The organism is Pseudomonas sp. R1-15 (assembly GCF_051132085.1).
In the GTDB taxonomy this organism is placed as follows: domain Bacteria; phylum Pseudomonadota; class Gammaproteobacteria; order Pseudomonadales; family Pseudomonadaceae; genus Aquipseudomonas.
The window spans coordinates 5,804,597-5,825,239 of record NZ_CP071660.1 but is presented as its reverse complement, the minus strand read 5'-3'; the positions used below and the strand labels follow the sequence as shown (position 1 = coordinate 5,825,239).

Below are 20,643 nucleotides of genomic sequence, written 5' to 3'. Positions count from 1 at the left end.
CTGGTAGACTCCGCCGCCATTATGATTCGACTTCAGAACCTGACTTTACAGCGTGGCCCGCAACGTCTGCTAGAAGACGCCGAGCTGACCCTGCACGCCGGCCACAAAGCTGGCCTCATCGGTGCCAACGGCGCCGGCAAATCGAGCCTGTTCGCTTTGCTGCGCGGCGAGTTGCACCCGGATTCCGGCGATTGCTTCCTGCCGGCGGATTGGCGCATCGCCCACATGCGTCAGGAGGTCGATACGCTCGAACGCCTGGCCGTGGATTATGTGCTCGATGGCGACCTGCGTCTGCGTGAGGTGCAGCGCGATCTTGCCGCGGCCGAAGCCGCCCATGACGGTGCCGCCCAGGCGCGCCTGCACTCGGAGCTCGACAGTGCCGACGGCTACACCGCGGACGCCCGGGCACGTAAATTGTTGGCCGGCCTGGGCTTTACCAACGAACAGATGGATCGCCAGGTCGGCGACTTCTCCGGTGGCTGGCGGATGCGTCTGAACCTGGCGCAGGCCCTGATGTGTCCGTCGGACCTGTTGCTGCTCGACGAGCCGACCAACCACCTGGATCTGGACGCGATCATCTGGCTCGAAGAGTGGCTCAAGAGTTACCCCGGTACACTGCTGCTGATTTCCCACGACCGCGACTTCCTCGACGCCGTAGTGGATCACGTAGCCCATGTCGACCAGCGCAAGCTCACCTTGTACCGCGGCGGCTACAGTGCCTTCGAGCGTGCCCGTGCCGAACGTCTGGCCCAGCAACAGCAGGCCTACGAGAAGCAACAGGCGCAACGTGCGCACATGGAAAGCTACATTGCCCGCTTCAAGGCCCAGGCTACCAAGGCCCGCCAGGCCCAGAGCCGGATCAAGGCGCTGGAGCGGATGGAAGAACTGTCGGCGGCCCACGTCGACTCACCATTCGATTTTGTCTTCCGCGAATCGAGCAAGATCTCCAGTCCGCTGATCGACCTGTCCGACGCGCGCCTGGGCTATGGCGACAAGACCGTGTTGGAGAAGGTCAAGCTGCAACTGACCCCAGGCGCGCGGATCGGTCTGCTGGGGCCCAACGGTGCCGGTAAGTCGACCCTGATCAAGAACCTCTCTGGCGAGCTCCAGCCCTTGGCCGGACGCCTGACGCGCGGCGAAAACACGGTGGTCGGCTACTTCGCCCAGCATCAGTTGGACTCGCTCGATGCCAAGGCCAGCCCGCTGTTGCATCTGCAACGCCTGGCGCCGACCGAACGTGAACAGACTCTGCGCGATTTCCTCGGTGGTTTCGACTTTCGCGGCGCGCGTATCGACGAGCCGGTGCTGAATTTCTCCGGTGGCGAGAAGGCGCGCCTGGCGCTGGCGTTGATCGCCTGGGACCGGCCGAACCTGTTGCTGCTCGACGAGCCGACCAACCACCTGGACCTGGAGATGCGCCTGGCCCTGACCATGGCCTTGCAAGAGTTCAGCGGCGCGGTGCTGGTGGTCTCCCACGACCGGCATTTGCTCAAGAGCACCACGGACAACTTCTTCCTGGTGGCCGACGGCAAGGTCGAGGAGTTCGATGGCGATCTCGAAGACTATGCGCGCTGGCTGGTGGAATATCGCCAGCGCAACGCACCGGTCAGCAGCACCCCGGTGAACCCGGACAAAACCGACAAGAAGGCCCAGCGCCAGGCCGCGGCAGCGTTGCGTCAGCAGTTGGCGCCGCACAAGCGCGAGGCCGACAAGCTCGAAGCCGAGTTGGGCAAGCTGCATGAAAAGCTGCAGAAAATCGAAACCAGCCTTGGCGACAGCGGTCTCTACGAGGCAGCGCGCAAGGACGAGCTGCGTGATCTGCTGGCTGAACAGGCCAGGCTGAAAGTTCGAGAAGCGGAACTTGAGGAGGCGTGGATGCAAGCCCTGGAGTTGCTGGAAAACCTGCAAGCGGAGCTGGAGGCGTTGTCCTGATGGAAGCGTTGTCCCTGCCTATACCCGTCATGTGGATCGAGCCGATCTGGCTCGGTGTGCAAATCCTGCTGATTCTGTTGGTCGGTTATGTTGCCCAGCGTGTCGTCGCGCGCTTCCTCACCGGGCTCGGCGAGCGCTATCCACTGCCGTCCCAGTTGGTGATCATCCTGCGCGGTGTGCTGCGCTGGCTGATCATGGGCAGCGCGGTACTGGTGGCGCTCGAACGCCTCGGCGTCTCGGCCACGGTGCTGTGGACCGCGCTGTCGGGGTTCGTTGCCGTTGCGGCGGTGGCGTTCTTCGCCATCTGGAGCGTGCTGTCGAACCTGCTCTGCGCCATTCTGATTTACACCGTCGGCCCGTTCCGACTGGGTGACGTGGTCGAGCTGGTCGAGGCCACCGACAAGCCTGGCATCAAGGGGCGGGTGGTGGCGATCAACCTGCTCTACACCACCTTGATCGAACCCGAGGAGCTCGGTACCGGCAGCTCCATGGTGCAGGTGCCCAACAGTCTGTTCTTCCAGCGTTCGGTCCGGCGCTGGCGCGGCAGCGAAGCGTTTCCGGTCGGCGGTTTCGTCGAATAGTCCGATCCCAGGGCTAGTTCTGAAAAAAACGGTGGTTATCCGCACGGCGGCGCATTAGCTTATTCGTTTCGACGGAACTGAGCCGAGGTGTGCGATGTTGCTGGAAACGTGGCTGGCGTTCTTCGCCGCCTGCTGGGTCATCAGCCTTTCGCCGGGCGCCGGTGCCATTGCATCGATGTCCAGCGGTCTGCAATACGGTTTCTGGCGTGGCTACTGGAACGCCCTGGGCCTGCAATTGGGCCTGGCGTTGCAGATTGTGATTGTCGCCGCCGGTGTTGGCGCGATTCTCACCGCGTCAGCTACCGCCTTCTACGCAATCAAGTGGTTCGGCGTGGCGTACCTGGTCTATCTGGGCGTCAAGCAATGGCGGGCCATTCCCGCAGACCTTAGCGACGACGCGGCGGTGCGCCCCATCGGCAAACCCCTGGCTTTGGTGTTCCGCGGTTTCCTGGTGAATGTCAGCAACCCCAAGGCGCTGGTATTCATGCTCGCGGTGCTGCCGCAGTTCATCGATCCTCATGCCCCGTTGGTCAAGCAATACCTGATCCTGGGCGTGACCATGATCTGCGTCGACCTCATTGTCATGGCCGGGTACACCGGGCTGGCATCCAAGGTCTTGCGCCTGTTGCGTACCCCGAAACAGCAACGGCGGATGAACCGGACCTTCGCCGGGCTGTTCATCGGCGCGGCAGGTCTGCTGGCGACGATTCGCAGGGCTGCGGTGTAACGCAAAATTTGTGCTAGGACGCTTCTGTGGCGAGGGAGCTTGCTCCCGCTGGGCTGCGTAGCAGCCCCAAAAGAGGCGGTCGCTACGCAACCGAGCGGGAGCAAGCTCCCTCGCCACGAAAAGCACTTACCTGGCAATGCGCTTCAGCGCAGGATTACCGGCGCGGTATCCCTCGGCAGGTTATTGCGCTGCACCGGCTCGCCAGGCTGCTCATGGCTCGGGCCACCGAGCTGCTCGCTCAACTGCCGCGCCACGTCTTCACCCAGCGCCTTGGACACTTCGCGCACGACCCGTGGGCGATTGAGGCTGATACGCACGTCCCGGTGGTTCAACAGCTTGGTGTCCTGGCCCTCGCCCATGGCGGTGAAGGCCGAGGTGATTTCATAGGTCTTGGTGTTGATCAGGCTGAAATCCGCCACCAGCGACAGTGCGAGCACCGCCGAGTAGCTGTCGGCAGTGCCCAGCTCGTTGATGTCCCGAGTGAAATCGATGTCCGACACGGTGCCGAACAGTACATAGTCGGCGCCCTTGAAATGCCCGGCCTTGATTCGCTTGATCACGTCATAGACATCGCCCGTGGACGATGCGGTGTGCGGCGTGCCCTGCACCAGCTGGAACATACCGCTGCGCAGGATCTCGCCCTTGATGTCGCCAGTGAACTTGCGCAGTTCGCCTTGCTCGATGTAGCTGCTGGTCGCTTCCATCTCTTCGTAGCTCGACGACGCGCTGGCGCTGTAGGGGTTCGCCTGGAAGTTGCTCTGGGCCGAAACGGTGTGGATGTATTCTTCCACGCGTTGCTGGTACGCCAGGTCAGTCACTGCGACTCTTGGGGCCGCCTGCGCACTGAATGCGCAGGCCAGGGCCATGATGCCGATCCATGTACGCATGGCTTAACGCTCCGTGGTCTTGCGGATTTCTTTCTCGTCCATCCATTCGGCCAGACCGCTTTCAACATCGATCAGTTGCAGGCTGAATTTGTAGAAGACGTCCTTGTAGTCTTCGCTGCGCTTGACGATCGAGCTGATGGAACCCTCGATGCGGTACTTGGCGGCGATCATGTTGCCTGTCTTGGCCACTGTGCTTTTTTTGTACAGGCCGCTCTGGTTCTGCAGCTTGAGCTGGTCGACCTGGCTGTCCATGGCATTGTTGTCACTGGCAAAGCGTGCCGCGCCGGTTTTCATCAGTTGGGTCTTGATGCTGGTAGTGATCTCGCGAGTATCGATGTACTCGCTGGTCTTGTTCTTCACGTCGTAGACCTGCACCACCGGACGGCCCTGCAGGATGCCGGACTGGGCGAGGGAGCGAGTCATGGACTCGGCGATCATCTGCAAGTCGGTGGAGCCGAATTCGTTGGTGACGGTTTCCACGGCCTTGGTGTCGCCATAGCTGATGTTCTTGTTGCCCATGACCGGCGAGTTGTTGGCGCAGCCGCTGACCAGCAGGGCGGCGAGGGCGAGGGAGGAGATGCGTAGGAACATTTAGGTGCTCTCTAAAATCTGAAAAAAGGAGTAGAAATCACTAGGCGCTTTTCTGTGGGAGCGAGCTTGCTCGCGATTGCTGTGTGTCATTCACCCCATCGCTGGCTGACCCGACGCTATCGCGAGCAAGCTCGCTCCCACAGGTCCAGCACCTCAAGGGGTATTGATTTCCAAACGGAAGTCCACGGCCTTGGGCGTCGGTGCGATGGCCGGCAGGAAGCGGGTCTGTTCGCCATACAGCGTCAGGGTTTTCCAGCTTTCCTCTTCGGCGATCGGGAAGCCTTCCGGTCCCAGCCAGGCGAAGCGGTAATACATCGTCTTGTTATTGAAACTGGTGTTGCTCAACTGCACGTTGACGGTCATGTAGCCGTTTTCGCGGGCGACGCGCATGGCGCCGACCACGATGTTTTTTGTCTTGCCCATCGCCACGACCTTGCTGGCGGCAGTGCCCGGCTCCGGTGGTGGTGGGGTGGCGCAACCGGCCAGCAAGGCCAGGGCGCCGACGGCGATCAGTTTTAAACGCATGTGAACAAGACTCCGTTCTTAAGGTTGCTTGAGGGCGATGGCGGTCGGGTTGGCGCTCGGGATCACCTGGGCCGCAAGGCCGCCGGCGAAGACCTGGCTGCCCACCGCCCGCAGGCTGATGACCTGGTAGCGCTGATCAACCTTGACCTTGACCACCGAGCCGCCTACCGCGCTTGGCAGGGTGACCTGGTGTTCGCCCTTCTTCAGGCGCAGGCGCACCACTTGGGTGTAGTCCGGCAAGGTGCGCCAGGTGCGGGTGTCGGCGCCTTCGAGCACGGCCGAGGTGATGCCCACGGCCAGGCCGGCCAGCGGGTTGGTTTCGTTGATCTGTTTTTGCGCCACGCCACGGGTGATGGCACGCACGGTCGTGCGCAGGATGATCCCCGGCATGTCGTCGCGCAGCGCCCGGCGCGACATGGCGGTGGTGCTGTTGAGCTGGGTCAGGTCCAACTGGCGGCCGTCGACGCCGATCTGGGCGAAGGTCGCGGTGGAGGTGTCCGGCTTGATCAGCGGGAAGGACAGTGGCGTGATGACCACATTGCCGCTGATCGGCAAGGGCAGCGGGATTCGCATCGAGTCACGGGATGGCGCCAGGCCGCTCTGCACCACAATCAGGACGTCACTGTCGTCGTCCTTCGCGGCAGGCTTGTCGAGGTTGAGCAGCGCCTGTTCCAGCAGCGGGGTGTTGGGGCGCAGTTCGGCGGCCTTGCGATAACCCGGCGCGGCCAGATCTTTCTCGCCCAGGGCTTCGTAGACGAAACCTGCCAGGTAATGACTGAACGCGCTCTGGTAACTGTTTTTCAGGCTGACCACTTCAGGGGCGTCAAGGCTGGCGACCGGATAACCCTTGAGGTCCTTGTATTCGGTCTTGACCCCCTGTTTCTCCGCGTCTTCCTCGCGCTTGAGGTATTCCTTGTCGCGCAGGTCGGCGATCACGGCTTCGCGCTCGTGGGTCTTCTTGATCTGCATCCGTGCGCCGTCGAAGTCATTCACCGCCAGCAGGTTCAACGCCATCTGAGTGGTGAGCATGACCTTTTCATAGTCATAACCCTCATAGCGCCGGACTTTGTCATTGACCAGGAAACTGCCGAACTGCGCAACGTACTTGGCGGTATCGAGCTTGACGGCGTCTTCCCACTGCCCAACTTGCTGGTCGGCGCTGGTCCAGGCGGTCTGGCTGCCGGACAGGTCGCCCTTGGCGCGCAGCAGCTCACCCTTTTCGAAGAAATAGAGCAGGTCTTTGTCTTTGCTGGTGTTGTTTTTTTCCAGCAGGGTCAATGCCGCGTCGACGTTGCCCGAGGCCAGTTGCTGATTGGTCTGTGCCAGTTCGCTGTCGTAGTTGCGAAACGCCGAGCAGCCGGACAGCAAGGTGATCGCGCCGAGGGCGACCGAGAAAAGAGCACGGGATGCCATGAACACTTCTTCCCTGAGTATCAGCCGGGGTGTGCGGGTCGGGCTGGGGCGATCCACGGACAGACGCTTTTGCGCCGTCGGTTCCTCAAGTCCAGAGGAGCTTTTATGCCTTCCTCTAATAAGAAGGCGGCGCATTATAAGCAGTGGATTTGCTTGTGTAGTGGCTTTTTAGTTTCTAAATGATGTTTTTGTGATGTCATCTTCAAAGCATGAAGATCCGATGAAAATGCTTGGCCGGAATACATCGGTGCTTGAGCCAAGCGCATTGGAAGTGAACAATGTGTTACTTCTTATTTCCAATCGAGAGTCATTCATGACTGCCCCGTTTCGTTTTCTGGCCTGGATTGCGCTGCCGATGCTTGCGCTTTGCAGTGCCGATCTGCTGGCTGACACTGTTGAAGGCGCGCCACAGGCGCTGCACTTGCTGGATTACATCGGGGCGGATTACCCGGCGACCGTCGACGCGGGGAAGGTCATCGACGTTGCCGAATATCGCGAGCAACTGGAATTCACTCAAGTGCTGGAAGGGCTGGTCGCCGCGCTGCCAGGCAAGCCGGAAAAAGCTGAGCTGACGCAAGGCATCGGTACGTTGCGCAGTGCGATCAGCCAGCGCCAGGACGGCGCTGACGTGGCCCGTCTGGCGAGGCAGCTGGGGGCCAGGCTGGCCGTAGCCTATGAGGTCAGCCAGGCGCCGGTAATCACCCCGGACTCGACGCGCGGGGCGCCGTTGTATGCCCAGAACTGCTCGGTGTGCCATGGTGACAGCGGTGCCGGCGACGGTCCGGCGGGTGTCGGCCTGGAGCCGCCGCCCTCGAACCTGCGCGACGGGCAGCGCCTGGATCGCCTGAGCCTCTACGCGATCTACAACACCCTGGGCATGGGCGTCGAAGGCACCGATATGCCGGCCTTCGCCGATCAGCTCGACGACCGTCAACGCTGGGACCTGGCGACCTACATCGCCAGCTTCAGCGCCGACCCGGCTGCGGCCAAGGGCGAGCAGGCCTTCAACCTTGCCGACCTGGCCCGCCAGACCCCGGCCGAAGTCCTCGCCGCCCAGGGGCCCGCGGCAGCGGCGACGTTCCGCGCCCAGCGCGCCCAGCCACCGCAGGTGCAGCGCGGCCCGGCGCAGTTGCTTGACTACACCGCCGCTACCCTGGACAAGAGCATCGCGGCGTATCGCACAGGTGACCACGACCAGGCCTACGACCTGTCGGTGGCGGCGTACCTGGAAGGCTTCGAGCTGGTGGAAAGCTCACTGGACAATGTCGACGCCAACGTCCGTAAAGATACCGAGAAGGCCTTGATGGCCTACCGTCAATCCCTGCAGGACGGTTTGCCGGTCGAGCAGGCCGAGCAACGCCTGGACGCGGCCAAGGCCAAGTTGAAAGAATCCGCCGGCCTGCTCGGTGGCGATGGCTTGAGCTGGTCGCTGAGCTACATTTCGGGCTTGCTGATTCTGCTGCGCGAAGGCCTGGAAGCGATCCTGGTCCTGGCGGCGATCCTGGCGTTCTTGCGCAACACTGGCCAGCAGTCGGCGGTGCGCAGCGTCAACGTTGGCTGGGGCCTGGCGCTGCTGGCCGGCCTGGCGACCTGGGCGCTCGCCGCATACGTAATCGATGTCAGTGGCGCGCAGCGCGAATTGCTCGAAGGCGCGACGGCGTTGTTCGCCAGCGTGATGGTGCTGTGGTTGGGTGTGTGGATGCACGACCGGCGCCACGCGGCGGCCTGGCAGGATTACATCAAGAGCAGCCTGGTCGGCGGCGGAGGCCGTTTCGGTTTCGCGATCCTGGCATTTTTCTCGGTCTATCGAGAGCTGTTCGAGGTGATCCTGTTCTACGAAACCCTGTGGCTGCAGGCCGGCCCGGCCGGCCATGACGCGGTGTTGGCCGGCGGCGCGACGGCGCTGGTGCTGCTGGTGGGACTGGCCTGGGTGATCTTGCGCGGCTCGGCGAAATTGCCGCTGGCGCTGTTCTTCAGCATCAACGCCGGTTTGCTGTGTGCGTTGTCGGTGGTGTTTGCCGGCCATGGCGTGAAGGCCTTGCAGGAAGCCGGGATCTTCGGCACGCGGCCGGTGGCGTTCTTCGAGTTCGACTGGCTGGGCATCCATGCCGATGCTTATTCCCTGGCGGCCCAGGCGGTGGCGATCATTGCGATCGTTGTGCTGTACGGGCGCAGTTGGGTGGCGGAGAAACGTCGGGTGCAGGTTTCCTGAAAAAGCATTCGCTGCGCTCATAATCGCGAGCAAGCTCGCTCCCACAGGAGGTAGGCTACTCCATTGTGGGAGCGAGCCTGCTCGCGAAGCTTTTGAAGAGGAATACCCGATGCGTGTATGGATCGACGCCGACGCCTGCCCCAAGGCCGCTAAGGACCTGGTGGTCAAGTTCGCCTTGAAGCGTCAGTTTGAAGTAGTACTGGTGGCCGGGCAGCCGCAGATCAAGCCGGGCCTGGCTCTGGTGAAGCTGATCGTGGTGCCCAGCGGGCCTGATGCGGCGGACGATTATCTGGTGGAGCATGCCGTCCCGGGTGAACTGGTGATCTGCAGCGACGTGCCGCTGGCCGACCGCCTGGTAAAGAAAGGCGTCGCAGCCCTTGACCCGAGGGGCAAGGAGTTCGACGCGCAGAACATGGGCGATCGACTGGCGGTGCGCAACCTGTTCACCGACTTGCGGGAACAGGGCCACATGGGCGGTGGCCCGGCGGCGTACAGCGAGCGGGACAAGCAGGGATTTGCCAATGCGCTGGATCGGATATTGACGCGGTTGTCTCGAATCTCCTGAATGTGTCCGATTCCCTGTGGGAGCGAGCTTGCTCGCGATAGCGGTGTGTCAGTCAGCACTTATGCGACTGAGTTGACGCCATCGCGAGCAAGCTCGCTCCCACAGTTGATTGTGTGTGGTCACTCATCATTCTCGTGCGTCAGTTCCAGCACCCGGTCCACCAGCTTGTTGATCCCCGAAGCCGCTTCGCTGATGTTCTGCGCCAGCATGTAGGCGGGGGTGCTGACCAGCTTGCGCGCGGTGTCTTCGACGATATCGGTGACCAGGCACTCTTCATGAGTCCCGCCCATCTTGGTCACGGCAGCGGCGGTGTCGGCGTCCGTGCCGATGGTGCAGGTCACCCCCGGGCCGTAGATTTTCGCCGCCAGGGCCGGTGAGATGCAGATCAGCCCAACCGGCTTGCCGGCCTCGGCGAAGGCTTCGGTCAACGCCAGGACTTGCGGCTGGACGCTGCAACCGGCGCCTTCGACGGCAAAGTTGGAGAGGTTTTTCGCCGAGCCGAAGCCGCCGGGCACGATCAGCGCATCAAAGTCCTCGGCCCTGGCTTCGCGCAGGTCTTTCACCTTTCCCCGGGCGATGCGCGCCGATTCCACCAACACGTTGCGGCTCTCGGGCATTTCCTCGCCGGTCAGGTGATTGATGACATGCAATTGGGCGATGTTGGGGGCGAAACACTGGACCTGCGCGCCGCGCTGGTCGAGACGCAGCAAAGTGATCACGCTTTCGTGGATCTCTGCGCCGTCGTACACGCCACAGCCGGAAAGGATCACTGCAACTTTTTTGCTCATGGGCTTTTCTCCAGATTCATGGCGTTAAATGTCTACTAATTTGTCACTCGTTGCCATAGGGGCATCCGGCAGCTACACCTAATCTGCCAGCTCCTTCCTGCCTTGCATGCCCGGGTCGCGTCATGAATTTCATCCTGTATGCCGTGCCGTTTTTCTTCGTGTTGATTGCCGTCGAGTTGCTGGCCGATCGCTGGCGTGGCGTGAGCCACTATCGCCTGGCGGACGCGATCAACAGCCTGAGCACCGGTGTGCTGTCGACCACGACGGGGTTGTTGACCAAGGGCGTGGGCCTGGTGACCTATGCCTTTGCCCTGGAGCATCTGGCGGTCTTTCAATGGCCTACCGACCAGGCCTGGACCTGGGTATTCGCCTTTGTGTTCTATGACTTCTGCTACTACTGGCTGCACCGCTTGGGCCACGAGCGCAACATCCTCTGGGCCGCCCATTCGGTGCACCACCAGAGCGAGGACTACAACCTCTCCACGGCATTGCGCCAGACCAGCAGCGGTTTCCTGCTGAGCTGGATCTTCTACCTGCCGCTGGCGGTGCTGGGCGTGCCGCTGCTGGTGTTCGTCAGTGTCGCGGCGTTGAACCTGCTTTATCAGTTCTGGGTGCATACCCAGCACATCCCCAAGCTCGGCTGGCTGGAGTGGTGCTTCGTCACGCCATCCAATCATCGTGCCCACCATGCACAGAACCCTCTCTACATGGATCGCAACTACGGCGGCGTGTTCATTATTTGGGACCGTCTGTTTGGCACCTTCCAGGAAGAGGACGACAACGAGCCGGTCATTTTCGGCGTGACCACGCCACTGGCGAGCTGGAATCCGTTGTGGGCCAATCTGCAGTTCTATGCGCAACTGTGGGCCGATGCCCGGCGCGCCGAGCGCTGGTGGGACAAGCTGCGGATCTGGTTCATGCCCACCGGTTGGCGGCCAGCCGATGTGGCCGCCAGGTACCCGCTGAACAAGCCGGATCTGAGCCGGTTCCGCAAATTCGAAGTGCCCCTGGCCGGACGCCAGCAAGGGTACGTGGCGCTGCAGTTTTGCTTCTACGTCGCCCTGGGCAGTTATTTGATGAACCTGGAAAACAGCCTTCCGGCCACTGCCCTGGTGTTGGGGTGGGGAGCGGTAGCGTTGGGTCTGTTCGTGTTGGGCGCGACTCTGGAGAATCGCCCGTGGGCGCTGAGGCTCGAGCTTTTGCGCCTGGCTGCGAACCTGCCGCTGGTGTGGCTGGCGCCGCTGGCCGGGTTATGGCCGGCCAGCCCGGTGGCCTGGGTTGGCTTGCTCAGCTACAGCCTGATCAGCGGCATTGGCTTGTACTATTGCCGCAACCGTCTTACTCGCCTGGCGTCGTAGTTTCGGCGGACTTGGCTTGTTCGAGACGTTCTGCCGCAAGGACTTGTCTGGCCAGCCGAGCGTTTTTGATGCGTCGACGCAGCCATAGGCCCAAGCCCAGAACCAGCAGGGCGCCAAGTACCCACAGTTCGTATTTCTTGATGCTGCCCAGCATGCCTTCGAGCACCGCGCCAAAGTGGTACGCGGCGGCCGCCAGGGCCGTGGCCCAGATCGCCGCGCCGATACCGTTGAGCAGCAGGTAGCGACCCGGAGGATAGCCGGAGAGGCCGATCGCCACCGGCATCACCGTGCGCAAACCGTAGACGAAGCGAAAGCTCAGTACCCAGATGTCCGGATGGCGGCGGATGTGTTCCAGCGCGCGATCCCCCATCAACTGCCAGCGCGGCTTGCGCGCCAGGAGCTTGCGACCATGTTTGCGGCCCAGGAAGTACCACAGCTGATCGCCCGCGTAGCTGCCGCAAAATGCCACGACCACCACCAGGTTGATGTCCATGTAGCCACGGAACGCCAGGAAGCCTGCGAGCACGAGGATGGTTTCGCCTTCGAAGAACGTGCCGATAAACAGGGCCAAGTAGCCGAAGTCATGCAGAAATTGTTGGAGCATTGTCTGGGTGCTGGCGAAATGAACGCGCAGCCTAACCCTTCAGGCACATTCAGGAAAGTATCGAAATGTGTCTCGACGTGAACATTTCCTACAGAAGACAATCACTGCGACTAGTGGTCGCGCTTCAGCACAACTGTCATGCGTTCGTCATAATGACCGCTTATAACTGTCACGCTCGCCCGTCCGCGGGCTCAGGAGTCTGCCGTGAGCTTTACCCCCGCCAATCGTCTGTTCCCCGCCACCCGTCTGCGCCGCAACCGCCGTGATGAGTTCTCCCGTCGGCTGGTGCGTGAAAATGTGCTGACCACCAATGACCTGATCCTGCCGGTGTTCGTACTGGACGGGGAGAACCGTCGTGAAGCGGTGGCGTCGATGCCTGGCGTGGAGCGCCTGACCATCGACTTGCTGCTCGAAGCGGCGGCCGAGTGGGTGGAACTGGGTATCCCGGCGCTGGCGCTGTTCCCGGTCACCCCGCCAGCGCTCAAATCGCTGGACGCCGCCGAAGCCTGGAACCCCGAGGGTATTGCCCAGCGCGCGACCCGTGCCCTGCGCGCGCGCTTCCCGGAGCTCGGCGTGATCACCGACGTAGCGCTGGACCCGTTTACCACGCACGGTCAGGACGGCATTCTCGACGAAGAAGGCTACGTGCAGAACGACATCACCGTCGATGCGCTGGTCAGGCAAGCGTTGTCCCACGCCGAAGCGGGGGCCCAGGTCGTGGCGCCATCCGACATGATGGACGGTCGCATCCAGGCGATCCGCGAAGCCCTGGAAGTGGCCGGCCATGTCAACGTGCGCATCATGGCCTACTCGGCCAAGTACGCCAGCGCCTACTACGGTCCGTTCCGCGACGCGGTCGGCTCGGCCCTGAACCTGGGCAAGGCCAACAAGGCTTCCTATCAGATGGACCCGGCCAACACCCACGAAGCCTTGCACGAAGTGGCTGCCGACTTGTCAGAAGGCGCAGACATGGTCATGGTCAAGCCGGGGATGCCTTATCTCGACATTCTTTGCCGGGTAAAGGAAGAATTCAAAGTACCGACCTTTGTTTATCAGGTCAGCGGCGAGTATGCGATGCACATGGCCGCGATCCAGAACGGCTGGCTGAGCGAAGGGGTGATTCTCGAGTCCCTGACCGCTTTCAAACGTGCGGGTGCTGATGGCATCCTGACCTACTTTGCCGTGCGCGCCGCCCAATTGTTACGAGAGCAGAAATAGCCTCCCAGGAACTTGCGATGAATACCGAAGGACTCACAGAAGTTGCCGTAAAAGACGCTCAGCCCGTGGTCGAGCAAGCCGCCGAAACGCCGCCGGAGCTGGAGTCGGCTCCAGCGGCCGTGCCCGAGCCGGCCCCTGCTCCGGCGATCACGATCACCAATCTGGATGACAGCAGCTTGTACATCCATCGCGAGCTGTCGCAACTGCAATTCAACATCCGCGTGCTGGAGCAGGCACTGGATGAGTCCTATCCACTGCTGGAGCGGCTGAAGTTTTTGCTGATCTTTTCCAGCAACCTGGACGAGTTCTTCGAGATTCGCGTCGCGGGCCTGAAAAAACAGATCACCTTCGCCCGCGAGCAGGCCGGTGCCGATGGTTTGCAACCGCACCAGGCCCTGGCGCGCATCAGCGAGCTGGTACACGGTCATGTTGACCGCCAGTACGCGATCCTCAACGACATCCTGTTGCCGGAGCTGGAAAAACATCAGGTCCGCTTCATCCGTCGCCGCTACTGGACGACCAAGCTCAAGACCTGGGTACGCCGTTATTTCCGTGACGAGATCGCTCCGATCATCACCCCGATCGGCCTCGACCCGACGCACCCGTTCCCATTGCTGGTGAACAAGAGCCTGAACTTCATCGTCGAGCTGGAAGGCATCGACGCCTTTGGCCGCGATTCCGGCCTTGCGATCATTCCGGCGCCGCGCCTGCTGCCGCGCATCATCCGCGTGCCGGAAGACGTCGGCGGGCCTGGCGACAACTACGTGTTCCTGTCGTCAATGATCCACGCCCATGCCGATGACCTGTTCCAGGGCATGAAGGTCAAGGGCTGCTACCAGTTCCGCCTGACCCGTAACGCCGACCTGTCGGTGGACACCGAGGACGTCGAAGACCTGGCCCGCGCCCTGCGCGGCGAGCTGTTCTCCCGCCGTTACGGCGATGCGGTGCGCCTGGAAGTGGCCGACACCTGTCCGAAACATCTGTCCGACTACTTGCTCAAGCAGTTCAACCTGCACGAGACCGAGCTGTATCAGGTCAATGGTCCGGTGAACCTGACGCGGCTGTTCAGCATCACCGGCCTGGACAGCCATCCGGAGCTGCAATACTCGCCGTTTACGCCGCAGATTCCGAAACTGCTGCAAAACAGCGAGAACATTTTCAGTGTGGTCAGCAAACAGGACATTCTCCTGCTGCACCCCTTCGAGTCGTTCACGCCGGTGGTCGATTTGCTGCGCCAGGCCGCCAAGGACCCCCACGTATTGGCGGTGCGCCAGACGTTGTATCGCAGCGGCGCCAACTCGGAGATCGTCGACGCCCTGGTGGACGCGGCGCGAAACGGCAAGGAAGTCACCGCGGTGATCGAATTGCGTGCGCGTTTCGACGAAGAATCCAACCTGCAACTGGCCAGCCGCCTGCAAGCGGCCGGCGCGGTGGTGATCTACGGCGTGGTTGGCTACAAGACCCACGCCAAGATGATGCTCATCCTGCGGCGCGAGGCCGGCGAGATTGTGCGCTACGCGCACTTGGGCACCGGCAACTATCACGCCGCCAACGCTCGGCTGTATACCGACTACAGCCTGCTGACCTCGGATGATGCGCTGTGCGAGGACGTCGGCAAGCTGTTCAGCCAACTGATCGGCATGGGCAAGACGCTGCGCATGAAAAAATTGCTGCATGCGCCGTTCACCCTGAAAAAGGGCATGCTCGACATGATCGCCCGGGAAACCCAGTTCGCCCTGGACGGCAAGCCCGCGCACATCATCGCCAAATTCAACTCGCTGACTGATCCGAAGATCATTCGCGCGCTATACAAGGCCAGCCAGTCGGGCGTGCGCATCGACCTGGTGGTACGCGGCATGTGCTGCCTGCGGCCGGGCATTCCTGGGGTGTCCCACAACATCCATGTGCGCTCGATCATCGGGCGCTTCCTGGAGCACACGCGGGTGTTCTATTTCCTCAATGGCGGCGAGGAGCAAATGTTCCTCTCCAGTGCCGACTGGATGGAGCGCAACCTCGACAAGCGTGTCGAGACCTGCTTCCCGGTGGAGGGCAAGAAGCTGATCCTGCGGGTCAAGAAAGAGCTGGAAAGCTACCTCACCGACAACACCCACAGTTGGAGCCTGCAGTCGGACGGCCGTTACATCCGCAACACACCGACCGGCAACCAGAACCCGCGCAGTGCCCAGGCGACCTTGCTGGATCGGCTTAGCAGCCCGGTGTTGGCGGTTCGTTAACGCCTGGAGGCGGGATCGGCTTTTCGTGGCGAGGGAGCTTGCTCCCGCTGGGTCGGTCCGACGCTTCGGGCGCAGCAGCCCTGAAGCCATTCAGCTCGGTGTATCAGGAAAACTTCCATTTCAGGCAGATCCTGCGACTGCTGCGCAGTCGAGCGGGAGCAAGCTCCCTCGCCACGGGGGAGCGTGCCGTGGCGCCGATCAGTGAATATTCAACACAATCCCAACCCGGGTCAGCCATTCCGCTTCCTGGGCGAAGTCGGCCTGGGTCAGTTGGTTTTCTTCCAGCCAGCCGTCCGGGAATATCACATCCAGTTGATCACCATTGGCATGCAGGGTTACCTGGGGCATTTCCTGGGTGCCGCGGATGTGGTGGAAGAGGATTGCGAAGCGCAACAGCACGCACAAGCGGATCAGCTTGATGCCGTCATCGCCGAACTCGGCGAATTTATCCTTGGGAATATTGCGCCGGTGACCACGCACCAGTAGCGCAAGCATCTGCTGGTCTTCGCGAGAGAAACCCGCCAGGTCCGAGTGCTCGATCAGGTAGGCGCCGTGCTTGTGGTAATGGTAGTGGGCGATGTCCAGGCCGACTTCGTGCACCTTGGCGGCCCAGCCCAGCAGTTCGCGCCAGACACCGTCGTTCAGGTCCCAGTCGTCGGCCACCTGGTCGAACGCGTGCAGGGCCTTGCGCTCGACCCGCGCCGCCTGTTCCTGGTCGACGTGGTAACGCTCCATGAGCGAGCCGAGGGTGCGCTCGCGGACGTCTTCGTGATGATGGCGCCCCAGCAGGTCGTAGAGCACGCCCTCACGCAGGGCACCTTCGCAGTGATCCATGCGTTGCAGTTCGAGGGCGTCAAAAATCGCCTCGAGAATCGCCAGGCCCGCCGGGAAAATCGCCCGGCGATCAGGCTTGATACCTTCGAAGTCGATCTTGTCCGATTCGCCCAGCTTGAACACTTTGCGCTTGAGCCAGGCCAGGCCTTCGGCGTTGACCTCACCACTGCCATGGCCGCCAGCCTTGAGCGCCAGGCCGATGGCGCGAATGGTGCCCGAGGAACCGATGGCTTCATCCCAGGCCAGGCGGTGCAGCGCGTGCTCGATGCTCATGATTTCCAGGCGCGCCGCCGTGTAGGCTTGGGCGTAGCGGGCCGGGGTGATCTTGCCGTCGCGGAAGTAGCGCTGAGTGAAGCTGACGCAACCCATCTGCAGGCTTTCGCGCAACAGTGGTTCGAAGCGCTGGCCGATGATGAATTCGGTACTACCGCCGCCGATGTCCGCCACCAGGCGCTTGCCCGGGGTGTCCGCCAGGGTGTGGGAAACACCCAGGTAGATCAGGCGGGCCTCTTCACGGCCGGAGATGACTTCCACCGGATGGCCGAGGATCTCTTCGGCGCGCCGGATGAATTCGCCGCGGTTGCGCGCCTCGCGCAGGGCATTGGTGCCGACGATGCGCACCGCGCCCAGGGGCATGCCGTTGATCAGTTGGGCAAACCGTTTGAGGCAGTCGAGGCCGCGCTGGATGGATTCTTCGCTCAGTTGACGTTCTTCGTCGATACCGGCGGCCAGCTGGACCTTCTCGCCGAGTCGCTCAAGAATGCGGATTTCCCCGTTCTGGGCCTTGGCGACGACCATGTGAAAGCTGTTGGAGCCCAGGTCTATGGCAGCGATCAGGGACAGATTCTTGGCTTGGGATAGCGGCATGGTCAAAAAGTCTCGGTCGATAACCTTGCCATCCTGCCACGATCGACCGCTTACGCCAACGCGCCTGATCCAAACCCTTGACCCAGAGCAGCTTGGCTTGGCTTCTGTGGCGAGGGAGCTTGCTCCCGCTGGGCTGCGCAGCAGCCCCAAATGAATCAACCCGATACATCAGGAATAAACCGGCTGGCAGGGCCTGCGACTGCTGCGCAGTCGAGCGGGAGCAAGCTCCCTCGCCACAGAAGGTCTTGCCAGCAAAGTTCAGGCAGGCTCGACCGTACCGATGAAGTTCGCCAGCTCGGCCGTCTGCGGATCGGCGAACAGTACCTTCGGGTCCCCCACTTCATGCACCTTGCCCTGGTGCATGAACACCAGCTTGTCCCCCACCTCCTGGGCAAAGCGCATTTCATGGGTGACCATGATCAGCGTCATGCCTTCCTTGGCCAATTGCCGCACCACGCTGAGCACTTCATTGACCAGCTCCGGGTCCAGGGCCGAGGTGATTTCATCGCACAGCAGCACCTTTGGCGACATCGCCAGGGCGCGGGCAATCGCGACCCGTTGCTGTTGGCCGCCGGACAAACGGTCCGGGAAGGCGTCGAATTTCTCGCCGAGCCCGACCCGCTCCAGCATCTGCCGCGCCAGCTCGGCCGCCTTGGCCTTGGGCACTTTTTGCACGACTTGTGGCGCGAGCATCACGTTCTCGCCGACCGTCAGGTGCGGGAACAGATTGAACTGCTGGAACACCATCCCGACTTTCTGGCGCAGGCTGCGCAAGTCGGCGCGTGCCGCGTCGAGGTACTCGCCATCGACTTCGATCACGCCGTCGTTAATCGATTCGAGACCGTTCAGGGTGCGCAGCAAGGTGGATTTTCCCGAACCGCTGCGGCCGATGATCGCTACCACCTGGCCTTCCTCGACGCTCAGGTCGATGCCTTTGAGCACGTGGTGATCGCCGTAGTACTTATGCAGGGCGGAAATTCTAAGCAGAGGCATGCAGTCTCCTTTCCAGATAGCGCGCGCTGAGGGACAAGGGGTAACAAAGGAGGAAATAACCGAGGGCCACCAGGCCGTAGACCATGAACGGCTCGAACGTGGCATTGGCGAGCATGCCGCCGGTCTTGGTCAGTTCGGTAAAGCCGATGATCGACGTCACGGCCGTGCCCTTGACCACCTGCACGGAGAAGCCCACGGTCGGCGCCACGGCGATGCGCAGGGCCTGGGGCAGGATCACGTAGCGCAACTGTTCCAGCGGTTTGAGCGCCAGGCTCGCGGACGCTTCCCATTGGCCGTTGGAAATCGAGTCGACACAACCGCGCCAGATCTCCGCCAGGTAAGCGCTGGTAAACAGCGTCAGGGCGATCGCCGCAGCCATCCAGGGCGAAATCTCCACCCCGGCCAGGGCCACGCCAAAGAACACCAGGAACAACTGCATCAACAGCGGCGTGCCCTGGAACAGCTCGATATAGGTCCGGGCGACATTACGCGGCAGGGCGCGTTTGGAGATGCGCAGCACCATCACCAGCAAGCCGATCACACCGCCGCCGATAAACGCCACCAGCGACAGCGCCAGGGTCCATTGCAGGCCGGTGAGCAGGTTGCGCACCACGTCCCAGAAAGTGAAATCGCTCATTGGCTGCTCCTGGCAATGTAGCGACGCCCGATCCAGTTGAGAAACTGGCGGATCAACAGCGCCATGCACAGGTAGATCAGCGTCGTCAGCGCGTAGGTTTCGAACGCGCGGAAATTGCGCGACTGAATGAAATTGGCGGCGAAGCTCAGCTCTTCGGTGGCGATCTGCGAACAGACGGCGGAGCCGAGCATCACGATGATGATCTGGCTGCTCAGCGCCGGCCAGACCTTGCCCAGTGCCGGCAGCAAGACTACGTGGCGGAACGCTTCGAAGCGGCTCATCGCTAGTGCCGCGGCGGCTTCCAGTTGCCCCCGTGGGATAGCCTGGATGCCGGCCCGGATGATCTCGGTGGAATACGCGCCGAGGTTGATCACCATCGCCAGCACCGCCGCCTGCCACTCGGAAATCTGCAGGCCCAGGGACGGCAAGCCGAAGAAGATGAAAAACAACTGGACCAGGAACGGCGTGTTGCGGATCAGTTCCACGTACACGCCGAAGATCGCCGCGAACGGACGGATATTCCACGCCCGAACCACCGCCCCGACGATGCCCAGGCCGACCCCGAGCAACGCGCCGATGGCCGTCAGTTCAAGGGTGAACAGCGCGCCGCGCAACAGCAGCTCGGTGTTTTGCACCACCGGCAGGAAATCGAACTGATAAGCCATGCTCAGCCTCTCAAGCGACGGTCAGAGGTCGGCCGGCAGCGGCTGCTTGAGCCAGGTCTGGGAATTTTTTTCCAGGCTGCCATCGGTCTTGGCGGTAGCGAGGATCTGGTTGACCTTGTCCAGCAGCGCCGGCTCGTTCTTGTTCACGCCCACGTACACCGGCGAGTCCTTGAGTTTCACTTTCAACGCCGGAACGCGCTTGGGGTTGCGCTCGCTGATGGCGACCATCACCACGTTGCCACTGGCGATCAGGTCCACCTGGCCGGCCAGGTAGGCGGCGATGGTCGAGTTGTTGTCTTCGAAGCGCTTGATGATGGTGCCTTCGGGGGCGACCTTGCTCAGCTCGATGTCTTCGATGGCGCCACGGGTGACGCTGATGGTCTTGCCCTTGAGGTCGTCCAGGCCGTTGATGGCGGCGTCAGGCGGGCCGAATACGGCCAGGTAGAACGGCGCGTAGGCGCTGGAGAAGTCGATGACTTTTTCACGCTCAGGGTTCTTGCCCAGGCTGGAAATCACCAGGTCGACCTTGCCAGTGGTCAGGAATGGAATGCGGTTGGTGCTGTTGACGGGCGTCAGTTCAAGCTTGACCTTGAGCTGGTCGGCCAGCAGTTTCGCCGTATCGATGTCCAGGCCGCGTGGCTTCATGTCCGGACCCACGGAGCCGAACGGTGGAAAATCCTGAGGCACCGCAACCTTGAGCGTACCGCGCTTGACCACGTCTTCCAGGCCATCGGCGTGGGCGGGCAATTGGCAAAGCATCAGGCTGGCAAACAGGGCAGTGAGCAGGACGCTGCAACGCTGGATCATGGTGAATCTCCGCAGTCGATGATGTGATTTCTCTGATCGGACAGAGCACAGGCCATGCCAAAGGCCTTGCTGATCCACCAAAGCCGCGATTTTGCTGGCGGGCATCGGTCTGACTGGTCTGAACAGTTGCGTCGCGTTTCGCACCTTTATTGAGCGTTGATACAAGCCGCCGAACCCTGCTGGGGCACGACTTGCCGAGGGCTTT

The 20,643-nt window shown here is 62.0% G+C and carries 19 protein-coding genes; 8 read left to right on the top strand and 11 right to left on the bottom strand.

The window, feature by feature from the left end; all coding sequences use genetic code 11:
* Positions 1-21: 21 nt before the first annotated feature.
* From J3P97_RS26410 to rhtB, 3 genes are all read left to right on the top strand, one after another.
* Positions 22-1,932: an ATP-binding cassette domain-containing protein gene (locus tag J3P97_RS26410; RefSeq protein ID WP_434627182.1), complete on the top strand. Its 1,911-nt coding sequence runs from the start codon at positions 22-24 to the stop codon at positions 1,930-1,932.
* Positions 1,932-2,513: a mechanosensitive ion channel domain-containing protein gene (locus tag J3P97_RS26405; RefSeq protein WP_434654799.1), complete on the top strand. Its 582-nt coding sequence runs from the start codon at positions 1,932-1,934 to the stop codon at positions 2,511-2,513. Before J3P97_RS26410 ends, J3P97_RS26405 begins: the two co-directional genes overlap by 1 nt.
* A 94-nt stretch (positions 2,514-2,607) precedes the next feature.
* A complete protein-coding gene (rhtB, locus tag J3P97_RS26400; protein WP_434570989.1) occupies positions 2,608-3,240 on the top strand; it encodes a homoserine/homoserine lactone efflux protein in 633 nt (210 codons plus the stop codon).
* Positions 3,241-3,383: 143 nt separating this feature from the next.
* On the opposite strand, the gene J3P97_RS26395 is transcribed toward rhtB, so the two are convergent.
* The 4 genes from J3P97_RS26395 to J3P97_RS26380 all read right to left on the bottom strand — a co-directional run bounded on the left by J3P97_RS26395 (position 3,384) and on the right by J3P97_RS26380 (position 6,656).
* Positions 3,384-4,127, bottom strand: a complete 744-nt coding sequence (locus tag J3P97_RS26395) for a penicillin-binding protein activator LpoB (RefSeq protein ID WP_305497988.1) — start codon at positions 4,125-4,127, stop codon at positions 3,384-3,386.
* Between the two features lie 3 nt (positions 4,128-4,130).
* Positions 4,131-4,718 (bottom strand): penicillin-binding protein activator LpoB, encoded by a 588-nt coding sequence (gene lpoB / locus J3P97_RS26390; protein ID WP_434673094.1) that lies wholly within the window; start codon positions 4,716-4,718, stop codon positions 4,131-4,133.
* Between the two features lie 153 nt (positions 4,719-4,871).
* Positions 4,872-5,243, bottom strand: coding sequence for a DUF1425 domain-containing protein (locus J3P97_RS26385; RefSeq protein ID WP_434602206.1), 372 nt, complete (start codon positions 5,241-5,243; stop codon positions 4,872-4,874).
* An 18-nt stretch (positions 5,244-5,261) separates the two neighbouring features.
* The gene (locus tag J3P97_RS26380) at positions 5,262-6,656 is read right to left on the bottom strand and encodes a COG3014 family protein (protein ID WP_434570992.1); all 1,395 of its coding nucleotides are present in this window, start codon (positions 6,654-6,656) and stop codon (positions 5,262-5,264) included.
* Between the two features lie 313 nt (positions 6,657-6,969).
* On the opposite strand from J3P97_RS26380, the gene J3P97_RS26375 reads away from it, so the two are divergent.
* The gene (locus J3P97_RS26375) at positions 6,970-8,868 is read left to right on the top strand and encodes an FTR1 family protein (protein WP_434673093.1); all 1,899 of its coding nucleotides are present in this window, start codon (positions 6,970-6,972) and stop codon (positions 8,866-8,868) included.
* 109 nt (positions 8,869-8,977) lie between these two features.
* Entirely contained in the window at positions 8,978-9,433 is a 456-nt protein-coding gene (locus tag J3P97_RS26370) for a YaiI/YqxD family protein (RefSeq protein ID WP_434602204.1), read from the top strand.
* Positions 9,434-9,552: 119 nt separating this feature from the next.
* Here the strand turns inward: J3P97_RS26370 and elbB are convergent, their stop codons facing one another.
* A complete protein-coding gene (gene elbB, locus J3P97_RS26365) occupies positions 9,553-10,221 on the bottom strand; it encodes an isoprenoid biosynthesis glyoxalase ElbB (protein ID WP_434673092.1) in 669 nt (222 codons plus the stop codon).
* A 122-nt stretch (positions 10,222-10,343) separates the two neighbouring features.
* Here elbB and J3P97_RS26360 point away from each other — a divergent pair, with 122 nt between their 5' ends.
* The gene (locus J3P97_RS26360; RefSeq protein ID WP_434602203.1) at positions 10,344-11,579 is read left to right on the top strand and encodes a sterol desaturase family protein; all 1,236 of its coding nucleotides are present in this window, start codon (positions 10,344-10,346) and stop codon (positions 11,577-11,579) included.
* Here J3P97_RS26360 and J3P97_RS26355 read toward each other — a convergent pair.
* Positions 11,560-12,183, bottom strand: a complete 624-nt coding sequence (locus tag J3P97_RS26355) for a DedA family protein (protein WP_305498000.1) — start codon at positions 12,181-12,183, stop codon at positions 11,560-11,562. The two genes, J3P97_RS26360 and J3P97_RS26355, sit on opposite strands and share 20 nt — an antisense overlap.
* A 204-nt stretch (positions 12,184-12,387) precedes the next feature.
* Between J3P97_RS26355 and hemB the strand changes: the two genes are divergently transcribed.
* Together hemB and ppk1 are read left to right on the top strand one after the other, a co-directional pair.
* On the top strand, positions 12,388-13,401 hold the full coding sequence (gene hemB, locus J3P97_RS26350) for a porphobilinogen synthase (RefSeq protein ID WP_434571002.1): 1,014 nt from the start codon (positions 12,388-12,390) through the stop codon (positions 13,399-13,401).
* 17 nt (positions 13,402-13,418) lie between these two features.
* Positions 13,419-15,635 carry a polyphosphate kinase 1 gene (gene ppk1 / locus J3P97_RS26345; protein WP_434571004.1) on the top strand — a complete coding sequence of 739 codons (2,217 nt, stop codon included), beginning with the start codon at positions 13,419-13,421 and terminating at the stop codon, positions 15,633-15,635.
* Positions 15,636-15,833: 198 nt separating this feature from the next.
* Here the strand turns inward: ppk1 and ppx are convergent, their stop codons facing one another.
* From ppx to J3P97_RS26320, 5 genes are all read right to left on the bottom strand, one after another.
* A complete protein-coding gene (gene ppx / locus J3P97_RS26340; RefSeq protein WP_434571006.1) occupies positions 15,834-17,336 on the bottom strand; it encodes an exopolyphosphatase in 1,503 nt (500 codons plus the stop codon).
* 258 nt (positions 17,337-17,594) lie between these two features.
* Complete coding sequence (locus J3P97_RS26335; RefSeq protein ID WP_434673091.1) at positions 17,595-18,329, bottom strand: amino acid ABC transporter ATP-binding protein; 735 nt, start codon at positions 18,327-18,329, stop codon at positions 17,595-17,597.
* Complete coding sequence (locus J3P97_RS26330) at positions 18,316-18,966, bottom strand: amino acid ABC transporter permease (protein WP_434673090.1); 651 nt, start codon at positions 18,964-18,966, stop codon at positions 18,316-18,318. Before J3P97_RS26330 ends, J3P97_RS26335 begins: the two co-directional genes overlap by 14 nt.
* Positions 18,963-19,631 (bottom strand): amino acid ABC transporter permease, encoded by a 669-nt coding sequence (locus tag J3P97_RS26325; RefSeq protein WP_305498009.1) that lies wholly within the window; start codon positions 19,629-19,631, stop codon positions 18,963-18,965. Before J3P97_RS26325 ends, J3P97_RS26330 begins: the two co-directional genes overlap by 4 nt.
* A 21-nt stretch (positions 19,632-19,652) precedes the next feature.
* Positions 19,653-20,438 carry a transporter substrate-binding domain-containing protein gene (locus tag J3P97_RS26320; RefSeq protein WP_434673089.1) on the bottom strand — a complete coding sequence of 262 codons (786 nt, stop codon included), beginning with the start codon at positions 20,436-20,438 and terminating at the stop codon, positions 19,653-19,655.
* Positions 20,439-20,643: the final 205 nt, after the last annotated feature.